Genomic DNA, 26669 nt, shown 5'->3' with positions numbered 1-26669 from the left:
AGCCGCTGCGACGGCCCGCCAAACAGCCGGAGCGGCCTTTCACCCCGCTGGTCGCCGGGCGGCGGGGGCCCGCCGTCCCGCGCTCCCTACGCCGGGAGCGGTCCGACGTGCCGGTTTCGCCGTACGCGAGCGTCAGGTCACCGCGACCGGCGCACCGGAGGAGGCGCGCATCCTGTGGCGGGCACCCGCCCCGGCGACACGCGGTGTGGTCACGCGCACCGTCCGGTCGGCAGCTCCTGCCGCGCCACCCGCTACGAGACCGGCCGCCTCCTCGGGCGGCCGGTGCCGGGGTCAGGGGTGGTCGGGCCGCTGGTCGGGCGGGGTTCCGCCGCCCCGGCCGCCGCCCTTGCGGCCTTTGTCGGTGCCGTGGGAGTGGCTGCCGGCACCCTTGCCGGGCGGTCCGGACTCGTGGGCCCTGTCCTCCCGCGCGTCGTGCGGCGCGGCGCTCCTCTTGTCGCCGCGGCGTTGGGCGGGCTGCTGGGAACTCGGCATGATGACGACTCCTTCCACAGGCGATGGGCGCCCCTGCCAACGTACAACGGGCCGATCGGGTCGGCGCGGGCAGTGACCGGCGCCCCGTCGCCCCGGTGACGGGACCGCCGCCCTGGCGCTCTACGGCACGGTCCCGCCGTGGTGGGGGGCACCGGGTGGTGCCCCCCCTGGTGGGCGGAGGGGCGGGGCGGACGCGGTCACACGCTTCCACGTCCACCGGGGCGGTGACCCGCGCGCGGTCCGTCGGTGGCACGGCTCATTCCGCGTGCACCAGGACCTCGTCCATCCCGGTGCCCTCGCGCCATTCCCGCAACAGGCGGTGGAAGGCGACCGGCCCGTCGCCGTAGCCGTTGGCGCGCCTGCGGGGCATCCCCTCGTTGTTGTAGTAGCCCGGCGTGCACTCGGCCTGGAACGCGTGCTGATCGGCGGCCTTCTCCTCGATGGTCGCCACCCAGGCGTCCTGCGCCTCCCGGGTCGGCTCGACGTACCGCGCGCCGCGCTTGCGTGCGGCGGCGACGATCTCGGCGACGTGGGTGGCCTGCTCGTCCAGCACGTGGAGGAAGTTGACACTGGCGGCGTTCTGCAGGGACCCGAGCTGGAAGAGGTTGGGGAAGCCGTGGGTGGTCAGGCCGTGCAGGGTCCGGGGGCCCTCCTCCCACGCCTCGGTGAGCGTGGTGCCGCCGCGTCCGTAGGCGGGGAACAGTCCGGAGGCCAGTCCGGAGACTCCTACGGCGAAACCGGTGGCGAAGACGAGGCAGTCCACTTCGTACTCCACACCGCCGACCACCACGGCGCGTTCGGTGAAGCGCTCGACGCCCTGGGTGTCGGCGGTGTCGACGAGGTGCACGTTCGGACGGTTGAAGGTCTGCAGATACGTGTCACTGAAGCCGGGCCGCTTGCACATGTAGCGGTACCAGGGCTGGAGCAGTCCGGCCGTCGCCGGGTCCTGGACGATTTCGGTCACCCGGGCCCGTATCTCGTTCATCTTGGCGAGGTCGGCCAGTTCCTCGGTCTCCTCGCGGACGCCGTCGGGGAGGTCGCGGTAGGCGTCGCTGGCGATGAGCTTCTGTTGCAGGCGCGCGGTGCCGGTCCACCCGTCGGCGACGAGGTCCTCCTCCACGCTGCCGCCCGTGACCAGGGTCAGGAAGTTGTCCCGGCGACGGCGGTGCCAGCCGGGGGCCAGCCCGGCCGCCCACCGCGGGTCCGTGCGCCGGTTGGCGCGTACGTCGACGGACGAGGGCGTGCGCTGGAAGACGTACAACTGGTGAGCGGACGCCCCGAGATGGGGCACGCACTGCAAGGCGGTGGCGCCCGTGCCGATCACTCCCACACGTTTGTCCCGCAGGCCCGTGAGGTCTCCGTTCGCGTCGCCGCCGGTGTAGGCGTAGTCCCAGCGGCTGGTGTGGAAGGTGTGGCCGCGGAAGGTCTCGATGCCCTCGATGGCCGGCAGTCTGGGCTCGCTGAGGGTGCCGGTGGCGCTGACGACGTAGCGGGCGCGGACGCGGTCGCCGCGGTCCGTGGACACCGTCCAGACGGCTGTCTCCTCGTCCCAGCGCAGTGCGGTGACCTGGGTGCGGAAGCAGGCGTCGCGGTAGAGGTCGAAGGTGCGTCCGACGGCGCGGGCGTGCTGCCGGATCTCCTCGCCGGGCGCGTACTTCCAGCCCGGAACGGTGCCGGTCTCCTCCAGGAGCGGCAGGTACACGTAGGACTCGATGTCGCAGTGGATGCCGGGATAGCGGTTCCAGTACCAAGTGCCTCCGAAGTCGGATCCCTTCTCGATGACCCGTACCGGCCCGACGCCCTGCTGGCGCAGCCGCGCGGCGGCGAGCAGACCGCCGAACCCGCCTCCGATCACGACCGCCTCGACGCTGTCGCGCAGGGGTTGGCGCGTTTTTTCCGGCGGGGCGTAGGGGTCTTCGTCCCAGTAGCCGAACTCTCCCGTCAGGCGCGTGTACCGGCGGCCGGGGCCGGTGGGCATCCGCCGGTCCCGCTCCGTGCGGTAGCGGACACGTGCCGCGGCGAGTTCCTGTGCGACCGGGGCCGCCTCGGGCACCTGTCCTTCGGCGGAGGGCGAGGAGCCGGAGGGGTCGGCTGGGGGCGGTGACGCGGTCATGTGGGGGCTCCTCGGGGGCGGTACCGGTGGGGGCATGAGGAAACAGCCGGTCCCTTGACCCGCGAACCCGACCGCATGTGCAGCGTACATGTTCTGTGTATGAAACACATGCGGTGTCCGCGCGGGGCGAGATAGCGGGATGAGCGGTACTCCCCCGTGTGTCAACGCGTCGGCCCCGCACGCTGACGAGGCGTGCGGGGCCGACGGGGTCGTTGTTCAGGGTCGTGCGAGGTCTCCCAGCCGGGCCTCTTCCGGCGAGGTGATCGCGGACCAGTTGAGAGGCGTCGGGCCCGTCGGCACCTTCAGGGGCGGAGTGTGGGACGCGGTGGCGCCCAGCTGCTGGCGCGCCGGTGGCACCACGCCGGTGTGGGGGACGGCGCCGTGCGGCAGGGAGCCGGGGAGGTCGGCGTCGGCGTAGCGGCGCACCTCGCGGTGCCAGTTCAGGATGCCGGCGAGCCAGTCGCGCAGCTCGCCCATGTAGGCGTCGAGCGCCGCGACGGCTTCCGGCTTCAGCGCGAAATCGGCGCAGAGAACGGGGAGTTCGTGGGCGACGGCGTGCTCGAACTGCTCCAGCCGGGAGCGCATGAGGTCCGCGACGATACCCAGGGCCGTCGGATAGTCGCAGTCGAAGAAGTTCTCCACGACCAGGACGCAGTTGTGCAGCTCCCCCTCGTACTGGATCTCCTTCTGGTACGAGAAGACGTCGTTGATGAGGAAGCCGTAGTCGCTGACGGCGTTCTCGATGGCGCGCAGCGTACCGCTCCGCAGCACCTCCTCGGGCAGGACTCCGGCGTGCCGCATGCGGCACAGGCTCATCGTCAGCTCCGAGCCGAAGGTCGCGCGCCGCATCTCCAGGTAGTCCACGGGGTCGGGGACACGGTGCTGGGCCTGGTTGAGCAGTTCCCACAGCCAGCTCTCCAGCATCGCGTCGACGGCCGCCCGGAAGGCGGTGCGGCGCGGGGCGTCCATCGGCCCGGCGGTCCTGGCCCACAGGTCCGCGAGGGACACCTCGATGGGGGCCTGGGCGGCGGCGGCGCCCGCGGCGGGATCCTCCAGCGGCATGCAGGCGAGGAGTCGTTCGTGTTGCGCGCGGGCGGCGGCCAGGCCGCGCGGGCGTCCGAAGACCAGGGGGTAGTAGTCGTCGCCGTAGGTGCCCCAGGTCAGCCACTGGGCGCTCAGTTCCAGTTCCTCGGGTTCGGCGTCGGGGTCGAGACCCGCCGAGCACAGGGCGAAGTCGTAGCCCGCGAGTTTCTCCCGGTCCCAGATGTCCTGGAGCAGGCCGGTGCGTTCGGCCCAGTCGAGGGAGGCGGTGCGGGCCTGCTCCAGGTGCGGGCTGAGGCTGACCGGGTAGGGGAGGGTGAACTCGGGCAGTACGGAGGGGCCCGTCCTGCGATGCGGGGTGCGGGTGTGGGAGCGCAGCCGGGCCCGGGACGGCTTGCCCAGGAGCGCGGCGAGGTGCATGGCGCTGGTCCCGAGTACGCCGAGGGCGCCGTCCGGGCCGCCGGTGAGCGCTCCTTCGTTCATGTAGCGGCTGGAGCGCAGGTGCCATTCGTGGCCACCGGACTGCCAGTCCTGAAGTCCCTTCACGTACGCGGCGAGAGCGGCGCACTCGGCCGGGTCGAGGCCGTGTTCGGCGCTCAGTGCGGGCAGTTCCGTCAGCGCCGTGTTCTCGAACTGCTGGAGACGTGAGGTGAGCAGGTCGTTGACGGCTTCGGCGGCCTCCGGGGTCGTGCACCCCAGGAAGGTCTCCAGGACCAGGACGCCGTTGCTGAGTTCGCCCTCGTCCTCGACTTCGCGCTGGTAGGAGAACAGGTCGTTGCGCAGGTGGACGGCGTCCGAGAAGGCGTCGGTCAGGACCCGCAGGGGCCGGGTGCCGGCGACGCGAGCGGGGAGTTCGGCTCCGGCCGCGTACTCCACCAGCCCGGCCGACCAGGGAGCGCCACCGACTTTGCGCCGCATCTCGATGTACTCGACGGGGTTGGAGATCCGGCCCGCGTTGATGTTCGAGAGCTCCCACATCGACTCGTTGAGGAGGTTGCGGGTGGAGCGGGCGAAGCGCTCCCGCCAGTGCGCCGACATCGCGGGGACGGTGCGCCGCCACAGGTCCGCGAGCCCTGCCTCGACGGGTGTGAGCGGTTCCGGGAAGCCCTCCGCGAGGTCCGCCGGCATGAAGGCGGGCAGCCGGTCCAGGTATGCCTTGGCTCCCTGGCGGTCCTGGGTGCGCTTGAACAGTTCGAGGAAGTGGTCGTCGAAGAAGAAAACCCACACGTACCAGTCGGTGACCAGGCACAACGCGTCTTCGTCGCAGTCCGGGTGCGTGTAGGCGCACAGCAGGGCGTAGTCATGGGCGTCCAGATCGCTCTGCTCCCACACCCCCGAGCCTTCGAGCATGCCCATGGAGCGCGCCCAGTCGCGGGCGTGCTCGCGGGCCGGGGCCACATGGCGGTTGAGGCGAGCCGGGTAGGGGACGTAGAAATCGGGAAGGGCAAAGGGCTGGGGCACGGAGAGACCAATACATTCCAGGGGCGGGCAATACCGACCCGGGAAGTATCCGCGGAGAATCCCCGGACCCGCAATACGTTCCTTTTTTCGGGCAACCGTACACACTGTTCGAACCATCCTCCGACCGGTCCCGCCTCTGGGCCTTCCTCCGCGTTTCCCCCGGTCAGCACGGCATCGTGAGACAGGGGACGCCACCCGGCGGCCGCACTCGCACAGCCATACGGCAATTCACTCCGGAGAGGACTGCCGGGAAATCCGATCGGCTGTAAAAATGGCACCGCATTTTCCTAACGAGGAGGCATTCTTTTGTCCGTCCGCACCGAATCCGAAGCACTGGACCAGCCCCAGCAGAGTCTCGGGGCCTCGGCGGCACGCAATCTCGCCACCACCACCAAGTCGGCCCCACAGATGCAGGAGATCACCTCCCGCTGGCTGCTGCGGGCGCTGCCGTGGGTCCAGGTGCAGGGCGGCACCTACCGGGTCAACCGTCGCCTCGCCTACACCGTCGGCGACGGCCGCGTCACCTTCGTCCAGACCGGGGACCGGGTCAGCGTCGTCCCCGAGGAACTGCGCGAACTTCCCCCTCTGCGGGACTTCGAGGACCAGGACGCGCTCCAGGAACTCGCCGGGCGCTGCGAACAACGCACCTACCCCGCCGGCAGCGTCGTCGCCGCGGCCGGCGATCTCGTCGACAGCGTGCACCTGCTCGCCCACGGGCGTATCGCCCGCGTCGGCACCGGCCCTTACGGCGACGAGACCAGCCTCGGCCTGCTCGCGGACGGCGCCTACTTCGGTGAGCAGGCCCTGCTGTCCGACGAGGCGGTCTGGGAGAGCTCCGCGCGCGCCGAGACCGAGTGCACCGTTCTGGTTCTCAGCCGCGCCGACGTCCTCAACCTCGCCGAGCGGGCCCCCTCGCTGGCGCAGCAGTTGCGACGCGCGGCGCTCGTGCCCGAGCAGCGCACCAACAAATACGGCGAGGCGGCCATCGACCTCGCCGCCGGTCACGTGGGCGAAGCCGTCATCCCGCACACGTACGTCGACTACGAGGCATCGCCGCGCGAGTACGAGCTGTCCGTCGCGCAGACGGTGCTCAAGGTCCACACCCGGGTCGCCGACCTCTACAACCAGCCCATGAACCAGACGGAGCACCAGCTCCGCCTGACCGTCGAGGCCCTGCGGGAACGCCAGGAGGACGAACTCGTCAACAACAAGGAGTTCGGCCTCCTGAGCAACTGCGCCTACGACCAGCGCCTGCAGCCGCACGCCGAGGTCCCGAGCCCCGACGACATGGACGAGCTCCTCTCCCGCCGGCGCGGCTCGAAGCTGTTCCTGGCGCACCCCCGTGCCATCGCCGCCTTCGGCCGTGAGTGCAACCGCCGGGGTCTCGTCCCCGAGAGCATCGACGTCAACGGGCACCGCATCCCCACCTGGCGCGGGGTCCCGATCTATCCCTGTAACAAGATCCCGGTAGCGGCCGACCGCACCACCTCGATCATCTGCATGCGTACCGGCGAGGAGGACCAGGGCGTCGTCGGGCTGCACCAGACCGGTCTGCCCGACGAGATCGAGCCCAGCCTCTCCGTACGCTTCATGGGCATCGACGAGCAGGCCATCATCTCCTACCTCGTCACCGCCTACTACTCCGCCGCGGTCCTCGTTCCCGACGCCCTCGGCATCCTGGAGAACGTCCAGACCAGCCGCTGGAGCTGATCAGGCACCAGCCCGCCGCGCGCCGCCCCCGCACCACCGTCATGGTGCGGGGGCGGCGCGCGTCCGCCGCGTGACGGCCGCCCCGCGAGCGCCCACAGGCCGCGGGACGCCGGTCAGGCCGGCCATGCCGTTCGGGCGCGAGGCCGCGGTCCGTTCAGTCGAGGCGGACCGCGAGCAGCGCGATGTCGTCGCCGTCGTCCGCGGGCAGGGCGTCCAGCAGTTCGGCGCAGATGTCCTCGGCCGGCTCCGGGGCACCGGCGAACGCGGTCCGCAGCGTCTCCATGCTGCTGTAGAGGTCCTCGCCACGCCGTTCGACGAGCCCGTCGGTGAACAGCAGCAGGCTCGTGCCCGGCTCGACCGCCACGGTCGTGGCCGGTGGCTGCGGCACCCCGACGCCGAGCAGGGTGCCGTGCTCCCGCACGTAGCGCGTCGTACCGTCCTCGGCGCGCAGCAGCGGCGGGAGGTGACCGGCGTTCGCGACCTGCACCGAGGAGCGGTCGGGGGCGACCAGTACGAGGCACAGCGTCGCCGTCATCGCGGGCTGGAGGGTGCGCAGGAGATGGTCGAGGCGCTCCAGGACGATGTGCGGCGGGTGGTTCTCCAGCGCGTAGGCGCGCAGCGCGTGGCGCAGTTGCCCCATGACCATGGCGGCGTCCAGCGAGTGCCCGGCGATGTCCCCGATCGCCAGGAGCATCCCCTCGGGCGTCGCCAGTGCCTCGTAGAAGTCGCCGCCGATCTCCGCGTGCGCCGAGGCGGGCCGGTAGCGCACCGCCATCTCCATACCGGCCTCCCGTGGCAGGCTCGCCGGGAGGAAGCTGCGCTGAAGGGTCAGGGCCAGCGTGTGCTCCTGGTCGAAGGAGCGCTGCGCTTCCAGGGCCAGCGCGCACCCGTGCACGAGCTGGGCCAGTACGTGGCGGTCGTCCACCGACCGCAGCGCCTGCGCGGGCACCGCGAGACACACCGGGGCCCGGCCCGCCTTCACCTGGGTCATCACCACCGCGTCGCGGCCCGCGAACCCCGGCAGCAGTCCCTCCGAGCGGGTCAGGAACGCCTGCCCGCCCGCCAGGTCGGCGAGGGCCTGGCCCGCCACGACGTCGAGCAGGCCCGTGGGCGCCGGCGACGGCCGGGCCCCCGCCTCGTCGGCGACCGCCTGCACGTCCCTGCCCCGGGGTGTCTGCAGCACCACCGAGGAAGGCGCGCCCAGCAGCCGGGTCGCGGCGCGCGCCGCGACCAGAGCGAGCTCCTCGGCACTGCTCGCGCGGTACAGGTCCAGGGTGAACGTGTTGAGCAGGGCCAGGCGTTCCGCGAGTCCTTCCGCGCGCGCACGGGCGCGGGCGTAGCGCAGCACGGCGTGCAGAGTGGCGACCAGTTCGTCCGGCTCTATGGGCTCGGTGAGGTAGGCGTCGGCGCCCCGCCTCAGCCCTTGCGTACGGTCGGCCGCCGCCACCGCGGAGGCGGAGATCTGGAGCACCGGCAGCCCCTCGGTCGCGGGCGCCGACCTGATTGCCTCGCACACGTCCAGGCCGCTCATGTCCGGCAGGCGCACGTCCACGACGGCCGCTTCGACCCCGTGTGCCGGATCGGCGAGCAGGGCGAGGCCCTCCTGTCCGTCCGCCGCCTCCAGCACGGTGTGGCCGGCGCGGCGCAGCCAGGTGCCGACGAGGTAGCGGTTGTCCGCGCTGTCGTCGACGACCAGGACGACGGCCGAGTCGTCGTCGGAGGACTCGGTGACCGTCGCCACGGCGGGCGCCAGCAGGAACGGCCCGTTCGCCGACCGGCCGGGCTGCTGCGGCACGCCGCCCCCCTCCGGGACGCCGTCCGGGAACGCGGTGGGCCGGTGCTGGGCGCGGGAAGGGTCCGGTCCGCCGGGTGCGGCGGTGTCCGGTCGTGTGTGGTCCCCTCTCATGGCCTCTCGGCCACCCCCTCGTGGGCGGAGCGCCGCCCGTGAATCAGTGCGGACAGCGTCGGCAGGGACACCGACGCCTTGTCGAGGACGGCTCGGGCGGGCGCGAGTCGCGCGTGGTCGAGACTGTCGCGTGCGGCGGCCGTGACGACGATCACCGGCGTCTGCGACAGTTCGGGATCGGCGGCGAGCGCGGCGAGGATCTCGTAGCCGTCCGGTCCGGGCATCTGCAGGTCGAGGACGACGGCCGAGGGGCGTCGCGCGCGGATCGTGTCGAGGGCCTCGCCCGGCTCCGTGACCTCGACGACCTCGTCCGCGAGCCGGCGGACCGTCGGGCGCAGCGCGGCGAGGAAGGCGGGGTCGTCGTCGACCGCGACCAGCCGGGCGAGCCGGGGCGGGTCGGGCTCCTCCTCGCGGGCGGGCGCGGGGCGTCCGGCGGGGGCGAGCGGGATGTCGACGCGCGCGGTGGTGCCCCGGCCCGGTGTGCTCTCCAGCCGCAGGGTGCCGCCGAGGAGTTCACTGAGGCGCCGGGCGTACGGCAGGCCCAGGCCGGTGCCGGGCCGGCCGCGTTGGTGGACGCCGCGCACCTGATAGAACTCCTCGAAGATCTTTTCCTGTTCCTCGGGCGGGATGCCCACCCCGGTGTCGGACACGGTGAGGAGCAGCCGCGTTCCCTCGGTGGTCTCGCGGGTGTCGACGGAGAGCCGCACCTCGCCGGTCTCGGTGAACTTGACGCTGTTGGACAGCAGGTTGCGCAGGACGCGGGTGAGCATCACCTCGTCGGTGACCAGACCGGGTACGGCCGTCTCCGGGCCGCCCGGCACGATCAGCGTGACCTGCGGCCGGTCGACCGTGCCCTGGACGGTGCCGCGCAGCTGCAGCAGCAGCGCCCTCAGGTCCACCGGGCTCCACTGCGGTTCCAGGCGGCCGGACTCGGCCTTGGCCACGTCGAGGAGTTCCTCCACGAGGGCCAGCAGTGTCGCGCCGGAGCCGGCGATGAGGGAGACCTGGCGCCGTTGTTCCTCGGTCAGTTCCTGTTCGGGGGCCGCCGCGTCGGCGGGGGTGAGCAGGAGCCGGGCCAGGCCGATCACGGCGTTGACGGGTGAGCGCAGTTCGTGGCTGACGTTGGCCCAGAACCGCGTCTTGGCCTCGCTCGCCTCGCGCAGCTGGCGGCTCTTGTCCTCCAGTTCGGAGTACAGGGCGACCACGCCCTGGTTGGTGCGCTCCAGTTCGGCGGACAGCTCGGTGTACAGGGCCATGACGCCCTGGTTGGTGTTCTCCAGTTCCTCGTTGAGGCGCCGCAGTTCCTCCTGTTGGCTGCGGGCCTCCTCCAGCGCGGCGATGAGGTCTCGTGTCTGGGCGTTCGAGTCCTCCTGGGCGCTGGCTCCGCCCTCGGCGTCGAGCGCTCGGCGGGTGCCTTCCAGCATCGCGTCCCAGTCCCCTCCACGGTCCGGCAACGGCTGGCCCACCGTCACCACCCCGTCGGCTTCACGCACGTCGAGGTGGGCGACGAGCCGGCCGACGGCCTCCAGCGCCCCCGTCGGCGGTGTTTCCCCGCCGTCCCAGGTGAACTCGGCGACCAGCAAAGGGGCGGGCCGCAGCCGGACGGCGAGCGACACGCGCAGCAGCGGTGCCGGCAGCAGCGCCCGGCCCAGCTCGCTCAGGGAGGTGACGAGCCGGACCTGATCGAGTCCTTCGAGGCCGAGCAGCCGGCAGGCCGTCCGGCCGTGTCTGCGCAGCGCGAAGACCTCCTGCTCGGAGAAGATCCGCAGGCGCAGGAGTACCTCGTGGTCCGCCGCGGGGCGCGGCTGCCCGTTCATCCGGGCACCTTGACGACGACGATGCCCGCGTCGTCCCTGCGCACCGCGGCCTGGTTGAGGATCTGGGCCGCGATCGTCACCGGGCTCTGCCCGAGCAGCCCGGGGAGATCCTCCATGGTCCACCGGGGTGTGAGTCCGTCCGAGTGCATGACGAGGGCGCCCCCGGGTGGCAGGGGCTCCTCGAAGGTGCGCAGTGTGGGCAGTTGGTGTCCGACGATGCCCGGAGCGGAGCTGAGGGCGCGCCTCCGGTCGTCGCCCACCACGAACACGCTGATGTTGCCGACGCCGCAGAAGCGCACGAGGCGGTCGGCGATCTCCACCCTGGCGACGCCGAGCGCCGCGCCGCGCGTTCCGCGCAGTGCGGTGTGCAGCTCGTCGACGAGGTCGTCGGGACGTCTGCCACGGCTTCTGCGGAAGGTGTCCCTGGCCAGGTCCCCGGCGCGGGCGGCGAGCGGCCCGTGCCCGAGGCCGTCGCACATCAGCACCAGCAGGGCCGGTCCCGCGGAGGACACGGTCATGGCGGAGAACGCCGAGGAGGCCGCCCCGGGTACGAAGGGCCGTCCCGCTCGTGGTCGGGGCGGCGGCAGGGGGCCCGGGTCGTGGTCGGTGTGCGCGGTCCAGGAGTCGCCGCACGCGCTCTCGCCGCCGATGGGCCTGGTCACGCCGGCCACCATCTGTTCGGGATGCCGCTGTCCGCCCTCCCGGGCGCGGACGGGCCAGAACCGGGCGGTGAGGACGGTTCCCCGGCCGGGCAGTGAGTGGATGGTGAAGTGGTCGGCGAGCCGGTTGATGGTACCCAGGCCCACCCCCATGGTGCCCCTGCTGGACATGCCGTCCACGAGGGCGCTCGCCACGTCGGTCATGCCGGGGCCGCTGTCGACCGCGAGGAACTCGACGGCGGCCTCGTCGGTCGTGCGCAGAAGACGGATCAGCAGCGCGCCGTCCACCGCGTGCCGCTGGAGATTGGTGGCGGCCTCGGTCACGGCGAGTTCGACCTCCGAGGTACGCCGCGGGCCGAAGCCGGCGCGCCGCGCCAGATCGGCGGCGGCGCGCCGGGCCTGGGCCGCGAGGGCCACGTCGACCCGCAGCCAGGCCACGTCCTCGGTCTCCAGGACGGCGTCCTCGTCTACCGTCCCCACTTGGTCACCGTCACTGTCGTGCCGCTTCCGACGGTGGTGTCGAGCGCGAACTCGTCGACGAGCCGGCGTGAACCGCTCAGGCCGAGGCCCATGCCGTTGCCGGAGGTCCAGCCGTCCGTCAGGGCGAGATCCAGGTCGGGGATGCCCGGACCGGAGTCGCGGAACACCAGCCGTACCCCTTGCCGTGCCCCGTCGGTGACCTTGGCGACCTCCATCTCGCCGCCGCCCGCGTGCACGAGGGTGTTGCGGGCCAGTTCGCTGGCCGCGGTCACCAGTTTGGTCTGGTCGACCAGGGACAGCTTGCTCTCCTGGGCCAGTGTGCGCACCAGTTGCCTCGCCTTGACGACGTCGTTGTTGCCGGTGATGCCGACGACCTGTCCCGGTGTCGCGGCCGGGCCCGGGTGCGTCATCCGAGGGCCGGACCGAGTCGGGCGGCGCGGCGCAGCATGACGAGGCCCTGTTCCAGGTTGAGCGCGGTGCGCACTCCGCCGAGCGAGAGCCCCAGCTCCACCAGCGTCATCGCGACGGCCGGGCGCATCCCGATGACGACCGTCTCGGCGTCGAGGACGCGCGAGACGGACGCCGTCGTGGCGAGCATCCTGCCGACGAAGGAGTCGACGATCTCCAGCGCCGAGATGTCGATCACGACGCCGCGGGCGCCGGTGGCGACGATCCGTTCGGACAGGTCCTCCTGGAGGTCGAGGACCGTCTGGTCCTCCAGGTCCGTCTGGATCGACACGAGGAGCACGTTGCCGATCTTCAGGATGGGCACGCGGTCGCTCACAGCAGTCCCCCGAGCTCGACCGTGTCCTCACCCACGGCCTTGATACGGCGCAGGGCGTGAGCCAGGGCGTCGGCGAGCGTCGCCTTGGTGACGATGTCCCCGAACTCGATTCCCAGGCCCACGATGGTCTGCGCGATCTGCGGGCGGATGCCCGAGATGGTGCACTCCGCGCCCATCATGCGGGCCGCCACGACGGTCTTGAGCAGGTGCTGCGCGACCTGGGTGTCCACGGCGGGGACCCCGGTGATGTCGATGATGGCCTGCTGCGAGTTGTTGTCGAGCAGCGCCTGGAGCAGCTTCTCCATGACGACCTGGGTGCGGGCCGAGTCGAGGGTGCCGACCAGGGGTACGGCGATGACGCCGTCCCAGAGTTTGACGACGGGGGTGGACAGCTCGAGGAGCTGTTCCGCCTGGGCGCTGATGATGGCCTCGCGGGTCGTGGCGTGGGCCTCGACGGTGAACAGGCCCAGTCCGTCGATCAGGTGCGAGAAGTCCAGGAAGGCGGTGATGTCCGCGCCCGAACCGGACAGCGCGGGCTGGAGCACCTCTTTGAGGGCGAAGATACCGACGGCGGTCTCGCTCGGGGTGAATCCCTGCCGGGCCCGGTTGCGGGACAGTTCGAGCAGCAGGCCGCGGACCTCGGTGAACGTCTCGCTCCGGTGGTCGAGGCTGCCGCCGCGCAGGGCGTCGACTATCGCCCCGTACAGCTCGCCGAGTTCCCTCTCGACCTCGGCGGTGCTGACCCGTCCGGTGACCGAGGGGAGTGTCTTCGCCACCCATTGGGCCGACAGTGCCTCGCTCTGGTCCGAAAGAAGGGCCACCAGTCTTTCGTTGCTGCCGGTTCCTGCCATCACGTCCCATTCTTCGGAAGTTGTGCATGCGATCAGCCAGAGCCTACGCCAGATGGGTGATCCCCCACGCGTGCGTGGGGGTTTCCCGGCGAACCGGCATGGGTGGGCTCCGGACCGGCGCACCGGTCCCCCCGGGAGAGGGTGGTACCCCCGAATCACGTCTCCACGCGTAGGCTGCCGTATCGGGGGGAATCGAACAGGCGGCAGTGACGGACGAGGACGGGCGGGGGCCGGTGGACCAGGCAGAGACGAAGGCGGCGCCACCCGTGGAGGAGGTGGCCCACTGGGCCGCCGACCTGGACGAGAGCCGCAGCGAACTCATCGCGCAAGCCCGCTGGTTCGCCGCGGAGGCGCTCGCCGCGGCGAGCCCCGCCCTGCCGGTGGCGACCGTGGGCACGGTGAAGCTGGTGGTGAGCGAGCTGATCACCAATGCCTGCAAGTACGCTCCGGGGCCGTGCCGACTGGAGGTGACGGTGGACGCGGAAGCGGTGGTCGTACGGTTCGCCGACACCTCCTCGGCGCTGCCTCAGCCCCAGGATGCCTGTCCCGAACGCGTAGGCCGCCACGGCCTGGAGATCGTCCGGGCCGTCGCGGACTCCTACCGCACGCGCCTGGTGCCGGGCGGCAAGCGCACCACAGTGCGCCTGAATCTGCCTCCGCTGGTCTGAGACTGAGACGACTGGCCGGGGCCGTAGCGGGCCCCGGCGGCAGCAGGAGGCCCGGCTCGCCCGCGGTGGGCTCTGTTGCCGGTGCGGCGTCCGCCGGCCCGGTGGCGAGGTCGGGCACCGACCAGGCCGTGCGGAACCGCGATGCCGCGCGGGCGCGGCCCGGAAAACGCTTTGACAGTGGCAGCCGGCTCTTCGAGGGTGTTCCCGGGTGTTCCGGACGGTACGGAACGGACCGTCGTCCGACGTGCGCGGCCGCCGGGGTGGAGGGGGAATTGCCTGTGATCGTCGTCTCGGCGGCTTCCGGCGCCTTCGGGCGGTTGGTCATCGACCGCTTGCTGGCCCGTTGTCCCCCCGGCCGGATAGTCGCCGCCGTGCGCCGCCCGGACCGAGTCGCGTACCTCGCCGCGCGGGGCGTCGAGGTACGGCACGCCGACTACGACGCACCGGCCACCCTGCGCGCGGCGTTCGCGGACGCCGACCGGCTGCTGCTGATCTCCTCCCCGGAACTCGGCCTCGCGCGTCGCGTCGCCCAGCACGAGGCCGCCGTCGAGGCCGCCCGCGGCGCCGGGGTGGGCGCGCTCGTCTACACCAGCTTCCTGGGCGCCGACACGCAGGCATCGGGGGTCGCGGAGGCCCATCACATGACCGAGCGGGCGTTGCGTGCCAGCGGAGTGCCCCGCACCGTGTTGCGCCACCCCTTCTACAGTGAGGCATTTCTCCATCCGGGCCTGCGCGCCGCCGTCGCCGCCGGTGAACTCTCCGACGCGACGGGTGGGCGGGGCATCAACACCGCCCTGCGCGCCGACCTCGCCGAAGCGGCCGCCCGGGTCCTGACCGAGAACCACCACATCGGCCGCGCCTACGACTTCACGGGCGAGCCGTGGACCTTCCCCCGGCTCGCGGAGGTCCTCACCCGGGTGACCGGCACCGCTGTGGTCCGTCGCGAGCGGGAGCCCGCTCCGGGCGCTCAGGGCTGGCTGGAGGGCCAGGTACGTGCCGGGGCCCTGGAACGGTGGACCGGCGATCTGTCCGGCGTGCTCGGCCGCCCCGCCACCAGCCTCGAACAGGTGGTCGCCGGTCTCTTCCCTCCCTGCGCCTGAGGTACGGCGCCGCCCGCGAGGCCGTCCCGGGCCGGGCGAGCCGACGCGCCGCCCGGCAGTGCGCGCGTGCGCGGTGGGGCGGTCGCCCCTGTCCGTCGGCACGTGAGAAGCGAACCGCTGTGGACGGCGCCTCGTTGTCGACCCCGCCCCGCCAGACGCAGGTGATCGTCGCGGGCCGAGGCTGTGCCGGGCCCGGGGCTGGCCGGAACGGGCCGTGGCCGGCGCCAGGACGCTCTAAGCGTCCGGCACCGGCCACCGCTGCCGTCCCGAGGGGGCCGCCAAGGGTCGCGGCAGGTGGCTGCCGCCGGCCGTGCTCTCAGGCGGCTTCGCGTCGCGGGAGCTTCCAGTTCGGGCGGGGGAAGTGGCAGGTGTAGCCCTCGGGGTACTTCTCCAGGTAGTCCTGGTGCTCGGGCTCCGCCTCCCAGAAGTCACCGGCCGGCTCGACCTCGGTCACCACCCGGCCCGGCCACAGGCCACTGGCCTCGACGTCGGCGATGGTGTCCTTCGCGACGGCGTGCTGCCCCTCGTCCGTGTAGTAGATCGCGGAGCGGTAGCTGCGGCCCAGGTCGTTGCCCTGGCGGTCCTTCGTGGTCGGGTCGTGGATCTGGAAGAAGAACTCCAGCAGGTCGCGGTAGCTGGTGACCACCGGGTCGTACAGGATCTCGATGGCCTCGGCGTGGTCGCCGTGGTTGCGGTATGTGGCGTGCGGAGTGTCACCACCCGTGTACCCCACGCGGGTCGCCGTGACCCCGGGCAGCTTGCGGACCAGATCCTGCATGCCCCAGAAGCATCCGCCGGCCAGGACGGCCTTCTCGGTCTCGGTGCTCATCTCGCCTCTCCTTGCTGCCGCCGCCGACAAGGCGACGAGCGCTCGTCGTGTGAACAAGGCGGACCCGCGTCCGTGTTCCCCCGTGGTCAGGGGGGAGGAGCACTGCCCGGCGGACGGCTCACGACGCGCGCTGCTGCGCCTGCTGGTCCCTCTTCTCCTTGAGGAGTTCCGCGTCCTTGCGGACTCCCTCCTGGATGTCGCGCTCCCGCCGCAGCCACTCGGGGTTCTCCTCGGCGAGCGCCTCGATCTGCTCGGTGGTGAGGGCCTCGGTGACGCCGCCCCGTGCCAGACCGGAGATGGAGACGCCCAGCTTCTCCGCGACCACGGGGCGGGGGTGCGGCCCGGTGGCGCGCAGCTCGCGCAGCCACTCCGGCGGGTTCGTCCGCAGCGCGTTCAGTTCGGCGCGCGTGACGACACCCTCCTGGAACTCGGCGGGGGTGGCCTCAAGGTACACACCCAGTTTCTTCGCCGCGGTCGCGGGCTTCATGGTCTGGGTGGTCTGGTGCGACGTCATGGTGCCAGGGTAACGAGTGTGCGCCGCCCCTTCGACCACGGCCGGTAGCCTGGTGACGTGACAGGTTCGGATACCTCCCCCTCCCCCGCCACGCCTTCGGCGTCCCCCTCCTTCCGGCTCGCGTTCGTGCCGGGGGTGACCCCCTCGAAATGGGTGCGGGTCTGGGAGGAGCGGTCGCCCGACGTCCCTCTGGAACTCCTCCCGGTCGCCGTGGCCGACATGTTCTCGGTGCTGCGCGGGGGCCTCGCCGACGCGGGTCTCGTGCGGCTGCCCGTCGACGGCGAGGATCTCAGCGCCATCCCCCTGTACACGGAGACCACCGTGGTGGTGGTGCCCAGGGACCATCTGGTGACGGCGGTCGAGGAGGTCGCTCTTGAGGACCTCGCCGAGGACCTCGTGCTGCATCCCGCGGACGACGTGCTGGGCTGGGAGGCCCTGCCCGGCCGGCCCGCGCTGGAGCGTCCGGCCACGACGGCGGACGCGGTCGAGCTGGTCGCGGCCGGGGTGGGGGTGCTGCTGGTGCCGCAGTCGGTCGCCCGGCTCCACCACCGCAGGGATCTGACCTACCGGCCGGTGCCGGAGGCGCCCACCTCGCGCGTCGCCCTGGCCTGGCCGCAGGAGGCGACCACCGATCTGGTCGAGGACTTCATCGGGATCGTCCGCGGCCGTACCGTCAACAGCTCGCGGGGCCGCTCGGCCGCCGCCTTTGAGGCCCGGGGCAAGGGCGCCGCACGGACCGACAAGGGCACCGCCAAGACCTCGGCCCGCCGTGCGAGCCCGGCGAAGGGCGGCGCGGGCGGCCGCTCCGGTCGGGGTGGGGCGGGCGGCTCGGGCAAGGCGGGCGGCAAGAGTGGTCAGCGTCGCGGAAAACCACGTCGGCGCTCCTGAGCCCGGCGGCCCCCGGGCTCTGGGGGCGTGGTGGGCCTGCGTGCCCGCACGGCGCGCGGGTACGCGCCCGGAGGAGGGCCGGGAGACCTGTCGTGCGGCGTGGTGGCCGCGCGTCGTAGAGTCGGCCCGGTACCGGAACCGAGCGTGAGGAAACACAGTGTCCCGTCCTGTCGCCGCTGTTCAGCGGGAGATCGCCCAGGCTCTTGAGGTGTCCGCCTCCTTCGACGCGGAAGCGGAGATCGAGCGGCGCACGGAGTTCCTGGCACAGCGGCTCCTGTCGACCGGGCTGCGTTCGCTGGTTCTCGGCATCAGTGGGGGCGTGGACTCCACGACGGCGGGCCGGCTGTCGCAGCTTGCCGTGGAGCGGGCGCGCGCCGAGGGGCACGACGCGACCTTCTTCGCGATGCGGCTCCCGTACGGGGTGCAGGCCGACGAGTCCGACGCCCAGCGGGCGCTGGACTTCATCCGGGCCGACAAGGTGCTGACCGTGGACGTGAAGCCGGCGAGCGACGCGGCTCTGGCGGCCTGTGTCGCCGCGGACGTCGCTTTCCGGGACGAGGCGCACCAGGACTTCGTGCTGGGCAACATCAAGGCGCGTGAGCGCATGGTCGTGCAGTACGCGGTGGCCGGCGCGCACGGCGGGCTGGTGGTGGGGACCGATCACGCGGCCGAGGCGGTGTCCGGGTTCTTCACGAAGTTCGGCGACGGCGCCGCGGACGTCGTGCCGCTGACCGGGCTGACCAAGCGCCGGGTGCGCGCCGTCGCGGCCCGGCTGGGCGCACCGGCCGAGCTGGTCGGGAAGGTGCCGACCGCCGACCTGGAGACGCTGTCGCCCGGCCGGGCCGACGAGGACGCGCTGGGGGTCACGTACGAGAACATCGACGACTTCCTTGAGGGCAGGCCGGTGGACGAGGACGTGGCCCGCAGGATCGTGGACCGCTACCGCCTGACGGAGCACAAGCGGCAGCTTCCGCTCGGTCCCTGAGGGCCGGAGCCCACCGGCGGAACGCGGCGGCGGCACCCCCACTCGCGGGGTGCCGCCGCCGCGTTCCGCTCCCTGTCACGCCACGTACTCGCTGAGGTCGATGGCGTGGACGTGGAGGTCGTGGCCGTATCCCGGGTGGACGGTCTCACGGTCGAGGGTCATACCGAGTTTGCGCGTCACGTTCTCGGAGGCGGTGTCGCCGATCCTGACGACGCTCACGACACGGTCGACGCCGCGGTCGGTGAGGGCGAACTCCAGTACGGCCTGTGCCGCTTCGGAGGCGTACCCCTGGCCCCAGAACGGGCGGCCCAGGCGCCAGGCGAGGCCGACGGCCGGCAGGATCTCGGGGAGGTCCTCGGGTACCGAGAGCCCGACGAGGCCGATGAGTTCGCCCGAGGCGAGAAGCTCGACGGCGAAGGGCCCGAAGCCCTCGTCGTCCCACGTCTCCTCCCAAGTCTCGATGTCCTCGGCGGTGTCCTCCAGGTCGCGGACGCGGCCGTCGTCGATCCACCGCATCACTTCGGGGTCGGCGTTGATCTCCGCCATGGGGACGAGGTCGTCGTCGGTCCAGCGGCGCAGCAGGAGGCGGGGGGTGCGGATCTCGGTCATGCCCCCATCCTGCCGAAGCTGTCGCGGCTCGCCACGCCGGGGTGACGTGGCGGCCCGCTCGCGGGCGGGGTCCACGCTTCGGCCCGCGCCGAAGGGTCGCGACCGTAGGGTGAGGGGCCGGTGATCGGCGTGAGGCGAGGGAGTGGACGGTGGGCGAGAGAGACACGGGCGCGGGGGCGGGGGAAGAAGGGGCGAGTGCCGGGGCACCTGGGCGTGACGCCGAGGTGTCCTCCGGCCACGCCCGGTCCTCGTTCCGGGCGCTGCACGAGGGAGAGCTCCCGCTCGTGCTGCCCAACGCGTGGGACGTGGCCTCCGCCCTCGCTTTCGTCGAGGCGGGGTTTCCCGCACTCGGTACGACCAGTCTGGGGGTGGCCGCCTCCCGTGGTCTGCCCGACGGTGGACGTGACTCGCTGGCGGCGAGCGTCCGGCTGGCCCGGCGGCTCGCCCCGTTCGGGGTGCCGCTGAGCGTGGACGTCGAGGACGGCGGTTTCGACGACCCCTCGCAGGTCGCGGATCAGGTGGCGGCGCTCGCGGAGACGGGGCCGCACGTCGTGGGGGTCAACATCGAGGACAGCAGTGCGGGACGGCTCGTGGCGCCCGCCGCGCACGCCGCCAAGGTGGCGGCCGTGAAGGAGCGGGCGCCCGGGATCTTCCTCAACGCGCGGGTGGACACGTACTGGACGGGGCAGGACGCGACGGTGGGCGCGACGGTGGACCGGGCGCGCGCGTATGTCGCCGCGGGGGCGGACGGGATCTTCGTGCCCGGTGTCGCCGAGCCCTCGGTGATCAGGGAACTGGCCGGCGCGCTGCCCGTTCCGCTCAATGTGCTGCCCGTCGCGGGCGTGGACGTGCGCCAACTCGCCGCGTGGGGTGTGCGACGGGTCAGTACGGGGTCCTTGCCCTACCGTGCCGCGCTGCGCGCCGCGGTGGACGTCGCCGAGGCGGTGCGGGGCGGCTGGGCGCCGCCGGCCGCCGAGCCGTACGCGGCCGTGCAGGACCGTCTCGCCGTCATGCCGCCAGCGTGACCGCCGCCCCGGCGCGGGCGACGGCGATGTGCCAGGCCGAGGTGACGGCGGCGCGCGCCGCCGCGGTGGCCACGGGCAGCGGTCCTTCGAGCCGGAGCGGCGCGCCGAGGTGCACGTGCAGGGCGGGTCGGCGCACGGGCGCTGTCAGGGCGCCGGCGAGGTGCTTCGCCGGGCCTCCCGAGAGCAGGCGGCGGGCCCCGGCCTGGCCGAGGGGGACGACGGGTGCCTCCGTGGTACGGGCGAGCCGGGCCAGTCCGCTGCGGAAGGCGCGTGGCGCGTGCTCCTCGGCCCCCGCGTGGTGGGGCAGTCCGCCTTCTCCGTAGATCAGGACGGTGCGTCCGGACCGCAGCGCGTCGGCCGCGTCCGCGAGGGCGCGGGTGGCGGCGTGGCGGTCGCCCCGGTGCACGGGTATGTGTCCCTCGCGGCGCAGGGCGGTGCCGAGCAGCGGGATGCGCCACAGTCCGGCGGTGGCCAGCACGACCGGTCGTACGTCCAGGCGGTGCAGGGCGGCGAGCACGACGGCCGGATCGGCGAGGGAGCTGTGGTTGGCGGCGAGGATGCTGCCGGGCAGCACGCTCGGCGGTGCCTCGCTGCTGACGGTGAGCCGTCCGCAGCGGTGGATCAGGGTGTCGGCGAGGTGGCTGAGCACGGGTGGCCTTCCGGTCGGGGTGAAAGGGGCGTCGGCGGTCGCGGGTGTCGTGCTCATCGTCCGCGTCCGGCCGTGGGCGACGCGTGAGCACGGGTACTCGGTTCGGTGGGAGCGGCCGGGCTCAGCAGGTCCGCCGGACGTGCCCCCCGGTGCCCGAGGGGCGCACGTCGAGGTCGCGGCGGACGATGCTCAGGCGGTCGCCGTACGCGGCGCACGCGCGGCCCAGGCCGCGGGCGGTGTACTCGACGACGAGGACCCTGCCGTCGAAGGCCCGGTCGTAGACCGCGCACTCCTCGTAGGCCCCGCACTCCTCGGCGACGGCGAAGTCGAGCCCGACGCGGGTGCGCCGGGAGGCGAGTTGGGGGGTGTTCTTCTGGGCGACGGCGAGGCCGTGCTCGTGGGCGACGCGGGTCAGAAGGCCGAGGTAGGCGGTGGCGTCGGAGGCGCTGAGCAGGGAGTGCGAGCGGGTGTAGCTGTCGTAGTTGTCGGGCTCCACCGCCTGGTACCCGGACCGGGCGCACCCCTCGATCCAGCGGGCCACGCGCTCGGCGGCCCGGCGGCGCAGCGCGTCGGTGCGCAGGTCGAGGAGGGGCTCGTCCCAGTCGCGGTCGATGACGAGTCGCCGGTGGCCGTCGCGCAGCAGGAGGTCGGCGGGCCAGTCGTCGCTCTCCTGCGGCTGGGCCTGGAAGGCGTTGACGTAGCACACGTTGTAGAGGCCCTTCACGGGCCGGGCCTGCCGGTCGCGCACGACGACGCGCACGTCCTCGGCCGGGCGGTAGGCCCCGCCGATCTGGTAGTCGAGGCCGGCCCCGCGCGGTGGAAGGGTCCAGGGCCGCGCCGCCGCCGTGGCACCGTGGTCGGCCGTGGCCGACGGGCGGGTGTTCTCCGACGCCGCGCAGGCGCTGAGGGAGAGCAGCGCGGCGGCCGCGAGGGCGAGGGCGGTCACGCGGTGGATCATGGGCACGGTGGCTGAGCCTACGGGGTGGCCGGGGGTGCCTTCCGCTCAGGTGGCGCCTCCGGCCCGTGCCGTGGTGGGTGTCAGTGTGCGTCGAGGCCCAGGTCGGGGCCGAAGACCTCGTAGTGGACGCGGTCGGCGGGTATTCCGCGGGCCAGCAGTGCGGCGCGGGTGGTCCGCATGAAGGGCAGGGGGCCGCACAGGTAGGCGGTGAGGTCCTCGGGCAGGTCGAGTGCCGTGAGGTCCATGCGACCGGTGGCCGTGCGGGGCGCGGTGCCGGGCTGTCGGTCACCGGGCCGGGGCTGCTCGTCGTCCGTGGCGTCCGGGTTCTCGTACCACAGGTGCAGACGGGCCTCGGGGAGCGCGGCGACGAGGTCGCGCTGCTGGACGCGGTGGGCGTGGTCGGCGGGGCGGCGGTCGGCGTGCAGGGCGAGGACGGGCCGCGCGGAGGAGGTCTCCTTGAGGTGGTCGAGGACGGACAGCATGGGGGTGATGCCGATTCCGGCGGAGGCGAGCAGCAGGGGGCCGGTGCCCTGGGCGAGGTCGAGGTCGCCGAAGGGCGCGGAGACGTCCAGTTCGTCCCCCACGGCGGCCTTCTCCCACAGGTGGGTGGACACCTCGCCGGCGGGGGCGGTGCCGTGGCCGACGATCCGTTTCACGGTGATGCGCCAGTCGCCTCCCGTCGGGGCCGAGGAGAGGCTGTACTGCCGTATCTGGTGGGCTGCGTCGGGGAGTTCGACCCGCACACTCACGTACTGCCCGGGGCGGAAGGTACCGGCCGGGTGCCCGTCGGTCCGGCGCAGTGTGAGGGAGGCGACGTCGGGAGTCTCCTCGGTGCGGGCGACGATCCGCAAGGGGCGCCAGGCCGGGCCGCCGGCCTGTTCCCGCAGGCGCGTCTCCTGGGCGATGAGGGCGCCGGCCATGAGCCAGTAGACCTCGTCCCAGGCGGCCGCCACCTCGGGGGTGACGGCTTCGCCGAGCGTGTCGGCGATGGCCGAGAAGAGGTGGCGGTGCACGAGTTCGTACTGCTCGGGGGTGATCCCGAGGGAGGCGTGCTTGTGGGCGATCCTGGCGAGCAGCGTGTCCGGGCGGATCTCCTCCTGCTCGACGAGGAGACGCGCGAAGGAGGCGACGGACCCGGCCAGCGCCTTCTGCTGGGTGCCCTCCGCCTGGTTGCCCCGGTTGAAGAGGTCGCGGAGGAGTTCGGGGCGCTCCGCGAACAGCTTGCGGTAGAAGAGGGCGGCGATGTCCTCGATGGCCGCGCCGACGGCCGGAAGTGTGGCGCGCACGACGGGCAGGGACTGCTCGGACAGCATCACGGCTCCAAGTGGTAGATGAGGTGCGTGTTCTCTTTTCCTGCTTCCCGGCCGCCGAAGGGGCGCCGTCCCCCGGCCGTCAGGACGGCTTCGTCCCGGGACCGCGCAGGGCCGGTCCGGTGGGCGAGGCGACGAGGTCGTGGACGGTGGGCGGGTCGAGGCTCTCGTAGAGGGCGCGCCGGGCCCGGCGAAGCGCACCCGGCAGGCGGCAGGTGTCCCGCAGCGGGCAGGACGGGGCACCGTCGCGGTCGGCCACTTCCCCCCTCCAGCCCTCTGATCAGCCGGCCCACGGAGGCGGTGCCCCTGGGGGCCGTGAGCCGGAGGCCACCGCCACGGCCGCCCCCGGGGGCCGTGAGCCGGAGGCCACCGCCACGGCCGCGCCTGGCCTCCACCACCCCGAGGTGCCGCGGCCGGATGACGACCTTGGCCGGACGGCTGTACGGCACACCGAGCGAGTCGGCCGTCGCGCGGGGCGTGGGGGCCTGTGCCCCCTCGGCCACGGTGAGGCGCGTGCCGGCGCGCAGGGACGGCTCGGTGAACTTCGTCAGTCTCACGGCCAGGACTCTAGGGAATGCGCGTCCCGGATTCGTCTTAATGAGTCACGAAGGTGGGTGAGGTGCGTCTCGTGGGTGGCGCCGCGGCGGACTCGCGGAGCACGTGCGCGGGATGCGAGGGGTTTCGAGCGGTGCGACGGTCGTAACCGGTGCAGGACGCGCGCGGCACACGGCCGCCACCCCACAGGAGGACGCCATGCCGAGGATCACCCCGAATCTGTGGTTCGACACCGAGGGTCTGGAGGCCGCCGAGTTCTACGTGTCGGTCTTCCCAAACTCGCAGATCGAGAACGTGACCTACTACAACGAGGCGGGGCCCCGCCCGGCCGGGACCGTCCTGACGGTGGAGTTCCGTCTCGACGGGCAGGAGTACACGGCCGTCAACGGCGGTCCGCAGTTCACCTTCGACGAGGCGATCTCCCTGTTGGTCAACTGCGCCGACCAGAAGGAGGTGGACTACTACTGGGAGAAGTTGTCGGAGGGCGGCTCCGAAGGGCCTTGCGGCTGGCTCAAGGACAAGTACGGGCTGTCTTGGCAGGTCGCACCGGTCGGCCTGGGCGAACTGCTGGCGGACCCGGACTCCGGACGCGCGCGCCGTGCGATGGCCGCGATGCTGCGGATGGGGAAGCTCGACCTGGCGGCGCTGCGCGCGGCGGCGGACGCCGAGGACTGACGGGCGGCGCGGGCGGCGCGGGCGGCGGGGCGGCGCACTTCGGGCGGGCCGGGCCTTTCTCCGCGCCCGGTACTCCGCGCGCTGCTGGTCGCCGACGAGGAGGGCCGCTTCCGGGCCCGGCCGGCCGGGCCGTAGGTCGGCCGGTCGGTCGGTAGGTCGGTCGGTCGTCTCAAGGCAGGGGGCCGCGGGTGGACCCCGTCAGGGACGCGGGTCGCTCCGCCCGGCCCGGGGCGCGCCGCCGGTAGGTGCCCGGGGGTACGCCGTGTACGCGCCGGAACGCCTTGGCGAACGCGAACTCCGCGGTGTATCCCGTCCGCTGGGCGATGCCCCGCAGACTCTCCTCACTTCCCCTCAGCAGCCGGGCGGCGAGCACCATGCGCCACCACGTGAGGTAGCCGAGGGGCGGGACTGCGAGCACCGAGGTGAAGCGGCGCGCGAAGGCCGCGCGGGAGAGACCCGCCTCCGCCGCCAGGCTCGCCACCGTCCAGGGTCTGCCGGGGTGTTCGTGCATCGCGCGCAGAGCCGTGGTCAGGGCGGCGTCCCCGAGGGCCGCCGCCCAGCCGGTGGGCGGCGGCGGCCCTTGACGGGTCCGTTCGGTGAGCCACCAGGCCCGCAGTACGTACAGCAGCAGCGTGTCCAGGAGTGCGTGGACGGCCCCGGCCGATCCGGCCCGGGGCGCGGCGAGTTCGCCGTCGAGCAGGTCCAGGACCGCGCGCACCTGCGGGTACCGGCCCTCGTCCGTCGACAGGTGGACGACGTCCGGGAGTTCGGCGAGAAGCGGGTGTGCGGCACCGCGATCGAGATGGTAGGCGCCGCACAGGACGAGCGTGCCCGCGGCCTCCTTGGGGGAACCGGGGTGTTCCGCTGGGGTGCCGGGGTCTTCCGCGTCGCTCGGCCGGTCCTCGGCGAAGGGCACGAGTGGCGCCGACAGGTCGCTTGCCAGCGCGTAGGCGGCGCCCTGGGCCAGGAAGACGAGGTCTCCCGGGCGCAGGCGCAGCGCCGGGGTCTTCTCCCCCGGTGGCAGGAGCCAGACCGTTCCCGCCAGGACGGCGTGGACGCCGGCTCCGGGCGAGGCGGGGAACTGAATCCCCCAGGGGCCTTCGCGGCGGTTGCGTGAGGCGTGCGGGGTGCCGACGCGCATCGCGGCGACGGCGTCACTCAGTACGTCCATGAGGGCAGCGTAGGTCGGCGGCCGGAGCGACGGGAGGGGTGCGGGTTTGAGGGGCCCGCAGCCGGCGAGTCGGCCGGTGGCGCGTGCGACTTGGCCGCGGCGGTGGGCCGTAGTCGGCTCGCCCCCGGTGGCGGTCGTGGACCTCGACGAGAGTTCGGGACGAGACGTTCGGGCAGGAACGCGAGAGCGTGTGACATGGTGCGCGGCCCAGGCGCTCCCTAGCGTCGTCGGCATGACAACGAACGGTGTGGCCGGCCTGACGACCGGTGGTGCAAAGCGGGGAACGGACGCGGACGCGGAGAGGAACGAGCCGGGTAAGGAAGCGGAGACCGTGCGGGGGACGGCGGGGCAGCCGGGGGCGGTCGGCCGGGACGTGGTCACCGGCACCGTCGTCTTCGACGCCCTGGGTGGCCCGGAGGTGTTGTCGGTGCGGCAGCTGCCCTTGCGCACGCCTGCCGCGGGCGAGGTGCTGGTACGGGTCGAAGCCCTGGGCGTCAACCGCGCGGAGGCCCTGTTCCGTTCGGGGGGCTACTATTACCTGCCGACGCTGCCGGGTTCCCGGCTCGGTTACGAGGCCGCCGGCGTCGTGGAGGCGGTGGGTGAGGAGGTGACGCGTTTCCGGGCGGGTGACGCGGTGCTCACCGGCCCCGGCATCGAGATGAGCGCTCAGGGGGTGTACGCCGAACGCGTGGTACTCCCCGAGGACAGCGTGGTGCGGCGGCCGGCCGGGGTGGACGCCGTGGCGGGGGCGGCGAGCTGGCTCGCCTACTCCACGGCGTACGGCGGGCTGCTGGAGACCGGTGGACTGCGGCCGGGGGACGTCGTGTTGATCACCGCCGCGAGCAGCGGGGTCGGGATCGCCGCGCTCCAGACGGCCGCGCGGATCGGGGCCGTGCCGGTCGCGGTGACCCGTACGGTGCGCAAGCGCGAGGCGCTGTTCACGGCGGGCGCCGCCCACATCGTGGTGACCGGGGAGGAGGACACGGTGGCCTCGGTCAAGGCGCTGACCGGCGGTCTCGGTGCCGACCTGCTCTTCGACGCGGTGGGCGGCGCCGGCCTGGCCGGGCTGGCGACGGCGTTGCGCGTCGACGGCACGGTCGTGGTGTACGGGTGGCTGGACGGCACTTCGTCGGTCATGCCCATGAACTGGCCGCTGACGGTGCGGGGTTACGCGAACCAGGCGCTGTCCGGCAGCGCCCCGGGCCGCCGCAGGATCGACGCGTGGCTTGCCTCGGGACTGCGCGACGGTACGCTGCGGCCGGTGATCGCCGAGGAGTTCGAGGGGCTTGCCTCGATGCCCGACGCGCATCGGCGGCTGGAGGAGAACCGGCACACCGGGAAGCTCGTGGTGCGCCTGTCCTGAAACAGGCCGCCGGCTCCCCCGGCGCGACGCACGCGCCGGGGGGGCCGGACCGGGGC

Annotated in this window: 24 protein-coding genes and 1 pseudogene; 8 read left to right on the top strand and 17 right to left on the bottom strand. The window is 72.9% G+C overall.

From position 1 onward, the window contains the following. Nucleotides 1-291: 291 nt before the first annotated feature. The 3 genes from ACFYMP_RS30565 to ACFYMP_RS30555 form a co-directional block, all read right to left on the bottom strand. A complete protein-coding gene (locus ACFYMP_RS30565) occupies nucleotides 292-492 on the bottom strand; it encodes a hypothetical protein (protein WP_388863634.1) in 201 nt (66 codons plus the stop codon). A gap of 256 nt (nucleotides 493-748) precedes the next feature. Continuing rightward, entirely contained in the window at nucleotides 749-2605 is a 1857-nt protein-coding gene (locus ACFYMP_RS30560; RefSeq protein WP_388863632.1) for a flavin-containing monooxygenase, read from the bottom strand. A 216-nt stretch (nucleotides 2606-2821) separates the two neighbouring features. Then, nucleotides 2822-5107, bottom strand: a complete 2286-nt coding sequence (locus tag ACFYMP_RS30555) for a germacradienol/geosmin synthase (protein WP_388863630.1) — start codon at nucleotides 5105-5107, stop codon at nucleotides 2822-2824. Nucleotides 5108-5413: 306 nt separating this feature from the next. Here ACFYMP_RS30555 and ACFYMP_RS30550 point away from each other — a divergent pair, with 306 nt between their 5' ends. Next, a complete protein-coding gene (locus ACFYMP_RS30550) occupies nucleotides 5414-6817 on the top strand; it encodes a family 2B encapsulin nanocompartment shell protein (protein WP_388863628.1) in 1404 nt (467 codons plus the stop codon). A 154-nt stretch (nucleotides 6818-6971) separates the two neighbouring features. Here the strand turns inward: ACFYMP_RS30550 and ACFYMP_RS30545 are convergent, their stop codons facing one another. The 6 genes from ACFYMP_RS30545 to ACFYMP_RS30520 all read right to left on the bottom strand — a co-directional run bounded on the left by ACFYMP_RS30545 (nucleotide 6972) and on the right by ACFYMP_RS30520 (nucleotide 13314). After that, nucleotides 6972-8558 carry a SpoIIE family protein phosphatase gene (locus ACFYMP_RS30545; protein WP_388863656.1) on the bottom strand — a complete coding sequence of 529 codons (1587 nt, stop codon included), beginning with the start codon at nucleotides 8556-8558 and terminating at the stop codon, nucleotides 6972-6974. 161 nt (nucleotides 8559-8719) lie between these two features. Beyond that, nucleotides 8720-10540 (bottom strand): hybrid sensor histidine kinase/response regulator, encoded by a 1821-nt coding sequence (locus ACFYMP_RS30540; RefSeq protein ID WP_388863626.1) that lies wholly within the window; start codon nucleotides 10538-10540, stop codon nucleotides 8720-8722. Next, nucleotides 10537-11679 (bottom strand): ATP-binding protein, encoded by a 1143-nt coding sequence (locus ACFYMP_RS30535; RefSeq protein WP_388863624.1) that lies wholly within the window; start codon nucleotides 11677-11679, stop codon nucleotides 10537-10539. The genes ACFYMP_RS30540 and ACFYMP_RS30535 overlap by 4 nt, the downstream gene beginning before the upstream one ends. After that, on the bottom strand, nucleotides 11667-12089 hold the full coding sequence (locus ACFYMP_RS30530; protein WP_388863622.1) for an anti-sigma regulatory factor: 423 nt from the start codon (nucleotides 12087-12089) through the stop codon (nucleotides 11667-11669). The genes ACFYMP_RS30535 and ACFYMP_RS30530 overlap by 13 nt, the downstream gene beginning before the upstream one ends. After that, nucleotides 12086-12463 (bottom strand): STAS domain-containing protein, encoded by a 378-nt coding sequence (locus tag ACFYMP_RS30525; protein WP_388863620.1) that lies wholly within the window; start codon nucleotides 12461-12463, stop codon nucleotides 12086-12088. The genes ACFYMP_RS30530 and ACFYMP_RS30525 overlap by 4 nt, the downstream gene beginning before the upstream one ends. Next, nucleotides 12460-13314, bottom strand: a complete 855-nt coding sequence (locus ACFYMP_RS30520; protein WP_388863618.1) for an STAS domain-containing protein — start codon at nucleotides 13312-13314, stop codon at nucleotides 12460-12462. The genes ACFYMP_RS30525 and ACFYMP_RS30520 overlap by 4 nt, the downstream gene beginning before the upstream one ends. A 233-nt stretch (nucleotides 13315-13547) precedes the next feature. Between ACFYMP_RS30520 and ACFYMP_RS30515 the strand changes: the two genes are divergently transcribed. After that, nucleotides 13548-13982, top strand: a complete 435-nt coding sequence (locus ACFYMP_RS30515) for an ATP-binding protein (protein ID WP_388863616.1) — start codon at nucleotides 13548-13550, stop codon at nucleotides 13980-13982. Between the two features lie 278 nt (nucleotides 13983-14260). Continuing rightward, nucleotides 14261-15082 carry an NAD(P)H-binding protein gene (locus tag ACFYMP_RS30510; RefSeq protein WP_388863654.1) on the top strand — a complete coding sequence of 274 codons (822 nt, stop codon included), beginning with the start codon at nucleotides 14261-14263 and terminating at the stop codon, nucleotides 15080-15082. A gap of 316 nt (nucleotides 15083-15398) precedes the next feature. Here ACFYMP_RS30510 and msrA read toward each other — a convergent pair whose 3' ends face one another. Beyond that, complete coding sequence (gene msrA / locus ACFYMP_RS30505; protein WP_388863614.1) at nucleotides 15399-15911, bottom strand: peptide-methionine (S)-S-oxide reductase MsrA; 513 nt, start codon at nucleotides 15909-15911, stop codon at nucleotides 15399-15401. A 118-nt stretch (nucleotides 15912-16029) separates the two neighbouring features. After that, complete coding sequence (locus ACFYMP_RS30500; RefSeq protein ID WP_388863612.1) at nucleotides 16030-16425, bottom strand: DUF5997 family protein; 396 nt, start codon at nucleotides 16423-16425, stop codon at nucleotides 16030-16032. Nucleotides 16426-16482: 57 nt separating this feature from the next. Between ACFYMP_RS30500 and ACFYMP_RS30495 the strand changes: the two genes are divergently transcribed. Further along, nucleotides 16483-17313 (top strand): LysR family substrate-binding domain-containing protein, encoded by an 831-nt coding sequence (locus tag ACFYMP_RS30495; RefSeq protein ID WP_388863610.1) that lies wholly within the window; start codon nucleotides 16483-16485, stop codon nucleotides 17311-17313. A 157-nt stretch (nucleotides 17314-17470) separates the two neighbouring features. Further along, nucleotides 17471-18298, top strand: coding sequence for an ammonia-dependent NAD(+) synthetase (gene nadE, locus ACFYMP_RS30490; protein WP_388863608.1), 828 nt, complete (start codon nucleotides 17471-17473; stop codon nucleotides 18296-18298). Between the two features lie 75 nt (nucleotides 18299-18373). Here nadE and ACFYMP_RS30485 read toward each other — a convergent pair whose 3' ends face one another. Further along, nucleotides 18374-18907 carry a GNAT family N-acetyltransferase gene (locus tag ACFYMP_RS30485; protein WP_388863606.1) on the bottom strand — a complete coding sequence of 178 codons (534 nt, stop codon included), beginning with the start codon at nucleotides 18905-18907 and terminating at the stop codon, nucleotides 18374-18376. A gap of 149 nt (nucleotides 18908-19056) precedes the next feature. On the opposite strand from ACFYMP_RS30485, the gene ACFYMP_RS30480 reads away from it, so the two are divergent. Then, nucleotides 19057-19932: an isocitrate lyase/phosphoenolpyruvate mutase family protein gene (locus ACFYMP_RS30480; RefSeq protein WP_388863604.1), complete on the top strand. Its 876-nt coding sequence runs from the start codon at nucleotides 19057-19059 to the stop codon at nucleotides 19930-19932. Here ACFYMP_RS30480 and ACFYMP_RS30475 read toward each other — a convergent pair. From ACFYMP_RS30475 to ACFYMP_RS30460, 4 genes and pseudogenes are all read right to left on the bottom strand, one after another. Continuing rightward, on the bottom strand, nucleotides 19916-20581 hold the full coding sequence (locus ACFYMP_RS30475; RefSeq protein ID WP_388863652.1) for a lysophospholipid acyltransferase family protein: 666 nt from the start codon (nucleotides 20579-20581) through the stop codon (nucleotides 19916-19918). The two genes, ACFYMP_RS30480 and ACFYMP_RS30475, sit on opposite strands and share 17 nt — an antisense overlap. A 121-nt stretch (nucleotides 20582-20702) precedes the next feature. Next, a complete protein-coding gene (locus tag ACFYMP_RS30470; RefSeq protein WP_388863650.1) occupies nucleotides 20703-21539 on the bottom strand; it encodes an endo alpha-1,4 polygalactosaminidase in 837 nt (278 codons plus the stop codon). A gap of 80 nt (nucleotides 21540-21619) precedes the next feature. Continuing rightward, nucleotides 21620-22852: a globin domain-containing protein gene (locus ACFYMP_RS30465; RefSeq protein WP_388863602.1), complete on the bottom strand. Its 1233-nt coding sequence runs from the start codon at nucleotides 22850-22852 to the stop codon at nucleotides 21620-21622. Nucleotides 22853-22931: 79 nt separating this feature from the next. After that, nucleotides 22932-23406 (bottom strand): annotated as a pseudogene (locus tag ACFYMP_RS30460) (Rrf2 family transcriptional regulator). Nucleotides 23407-23602: 196 nt separating this feature from the next. Between ACFYMP_RS30460 and ACFYMP_RS30455 the strand changes: the two are divergent. Beyond that, nucleotides 23603-24079, top strand: coding sequence for a VOC family protein (locus tag ACFYMP_RS30455; RefSeq protein ID WP_388863600.1), 477 nt, complete (start codon nucleotides 23603-23605; stop codon nucleotides 24077-24079). A gap of 169 nt (nucleotides 24080-24248) precedes the next feature. On the opposite strand, the gene ACFYMP_RS30450 is transcribed toward ACFYMP_RS30455, so the two are convergent. Further along, nucleotides 24249-25250, bottom strand: a complete 1002-nt coding sequence (locus ACFYMP_RS30450; RefSeq protein WP_388863598.1) for an AraC family transcriptional regulator — start codon at nucleotides 25248-25250, stop codon at nucleotides 24249-24251. 232 nt (nucleotides 25251-25482) lie between these two features. Between ACFYMP_RS30450 and ACFYMP_RS30445 the strand changes: the two genes are divergently transcribed. Then, nucleotides 25483-26613: a zinc-dependent alcohol dehydrogenase family protein gene (locus tag ACFYMP_RS30445; RefSeq protein ID WP_388863596.1), complete on the top strand. Its 1131-nt coding sequence runs from the start codon at nucleotides 25483-25485 to the stop codon at nucleotides 26611-26613. The last annotated feature ends 56 nt before the right edge of the window (nucleotides 26614-26669 follow it).

Source organism: Streptomyces sp. NPDC007088, from assembly GCF_042869355.1.
Taxonomy (GTDB): Bacteria; Actinomycetota; Actinomycetes; order Streptomycetales; family Streptomycetaceae; genus Streptomyces.
Note: the sequence above shows the minus strand (reverse complement) of the source record. Positions and strands in the feature narration are given on the sequence as shown.

Bases quoted from the DNA above. Each gene is read 5' to 3' on its own strand.
- ACFYMP_RS30485 (WP_388863606.1), bottom strand. From the start codon at position 18,907: ATGACCGAGATCCGCACCCCCCGCCTCCTGCTGCGCCGCTGGACCGAC.
- ACFYMP_RS30565 (WP_388863634.1), bottom strand. From the start codon at position 492: ATGCCGAGTTCCCAGCAGCCCGCCCAACGCCGCGGCGACAAGAGGAGC.
- ACFYMP_RS30520 (WP_388863618.1), bottom strand. From the start codon at position 13,314: ATGGCAGGAACCGGCAGCAACGAAAGACTGGTGGCCCTTCTTTCGGAC.
- msrA (WP_388863614.1), bottom strand. From the start codon at position 15,911: ATGAGCACCGAGACCGAGAAGGCCGTCCTGGCCGGCGGATGCTTCTGG.
- ACFYMP_RS30470 (WP_388863650.1), bottom strand. From the start codon at position 21,539: ATGATCCACCGCGTGACCGCCCTCGCCCTCGCGGCCGCCGCGCTGCTC.
- ACFYMP_RS30455 (WP_388863600.1), top strand. From the start codon at position 23,603: ATGCCGAGGATCACCCCGAATCTGTGGTTCGACACCGAGGGTCTGGAG.
- ACFYMP_RS30540 (WP_388863626.1), bottom strand. From the start codon at position 10,540: ATGAACGGGCAGCCGCGCCCCGCGGCGGACCACGAGGTACTCCTGCGC.
- ACFYMP_RS30500 (WP_388863612.1), bottom strand. From the start codon at position 16,425: ATGACGTCGCACCAGACCACCCAGACCATGAAGCCCGCGACCGCGGCG.
- ACFYMP_RS30530 (WP_388863622.1), bottom strand. From the start codon at position 12,089: ATGACGCACCCGGGCCCGGCCGCGACACCGGGACAGGTCGTCGGCATC.
- ACFYMP_RS30465 (WP_388863602.1), bottom strand. From the start codon at position 22,852: ATGCTGTCCGAGCAGTCCCTGCCCGTCGTGCGCGCCACACTTCCGGCC.
- ACFYMP_RS30560 (WP_388863632.1), bottom strand. From the start codon at position 2,605: ATGACCGCGTCACCGCCCCCAGCCGACCCCTCCGGCTCCTCGCCCTCC.
- ACFYMP_RS30450 (WP_388863598.1), bottom strand. From the start codon at position 25,250: ATGGACGTACTGAGTGACGCCGTCGCCGCGATGCGCGTCGGCACCCCG.
- ACFYMP_RS30445 (WP_388863596.1), top strand. From the start codon at position 25,483: ATGACAACGAACGGTGTGGCCGGCCTGACGACCGGTGGTGCAAAGCGG.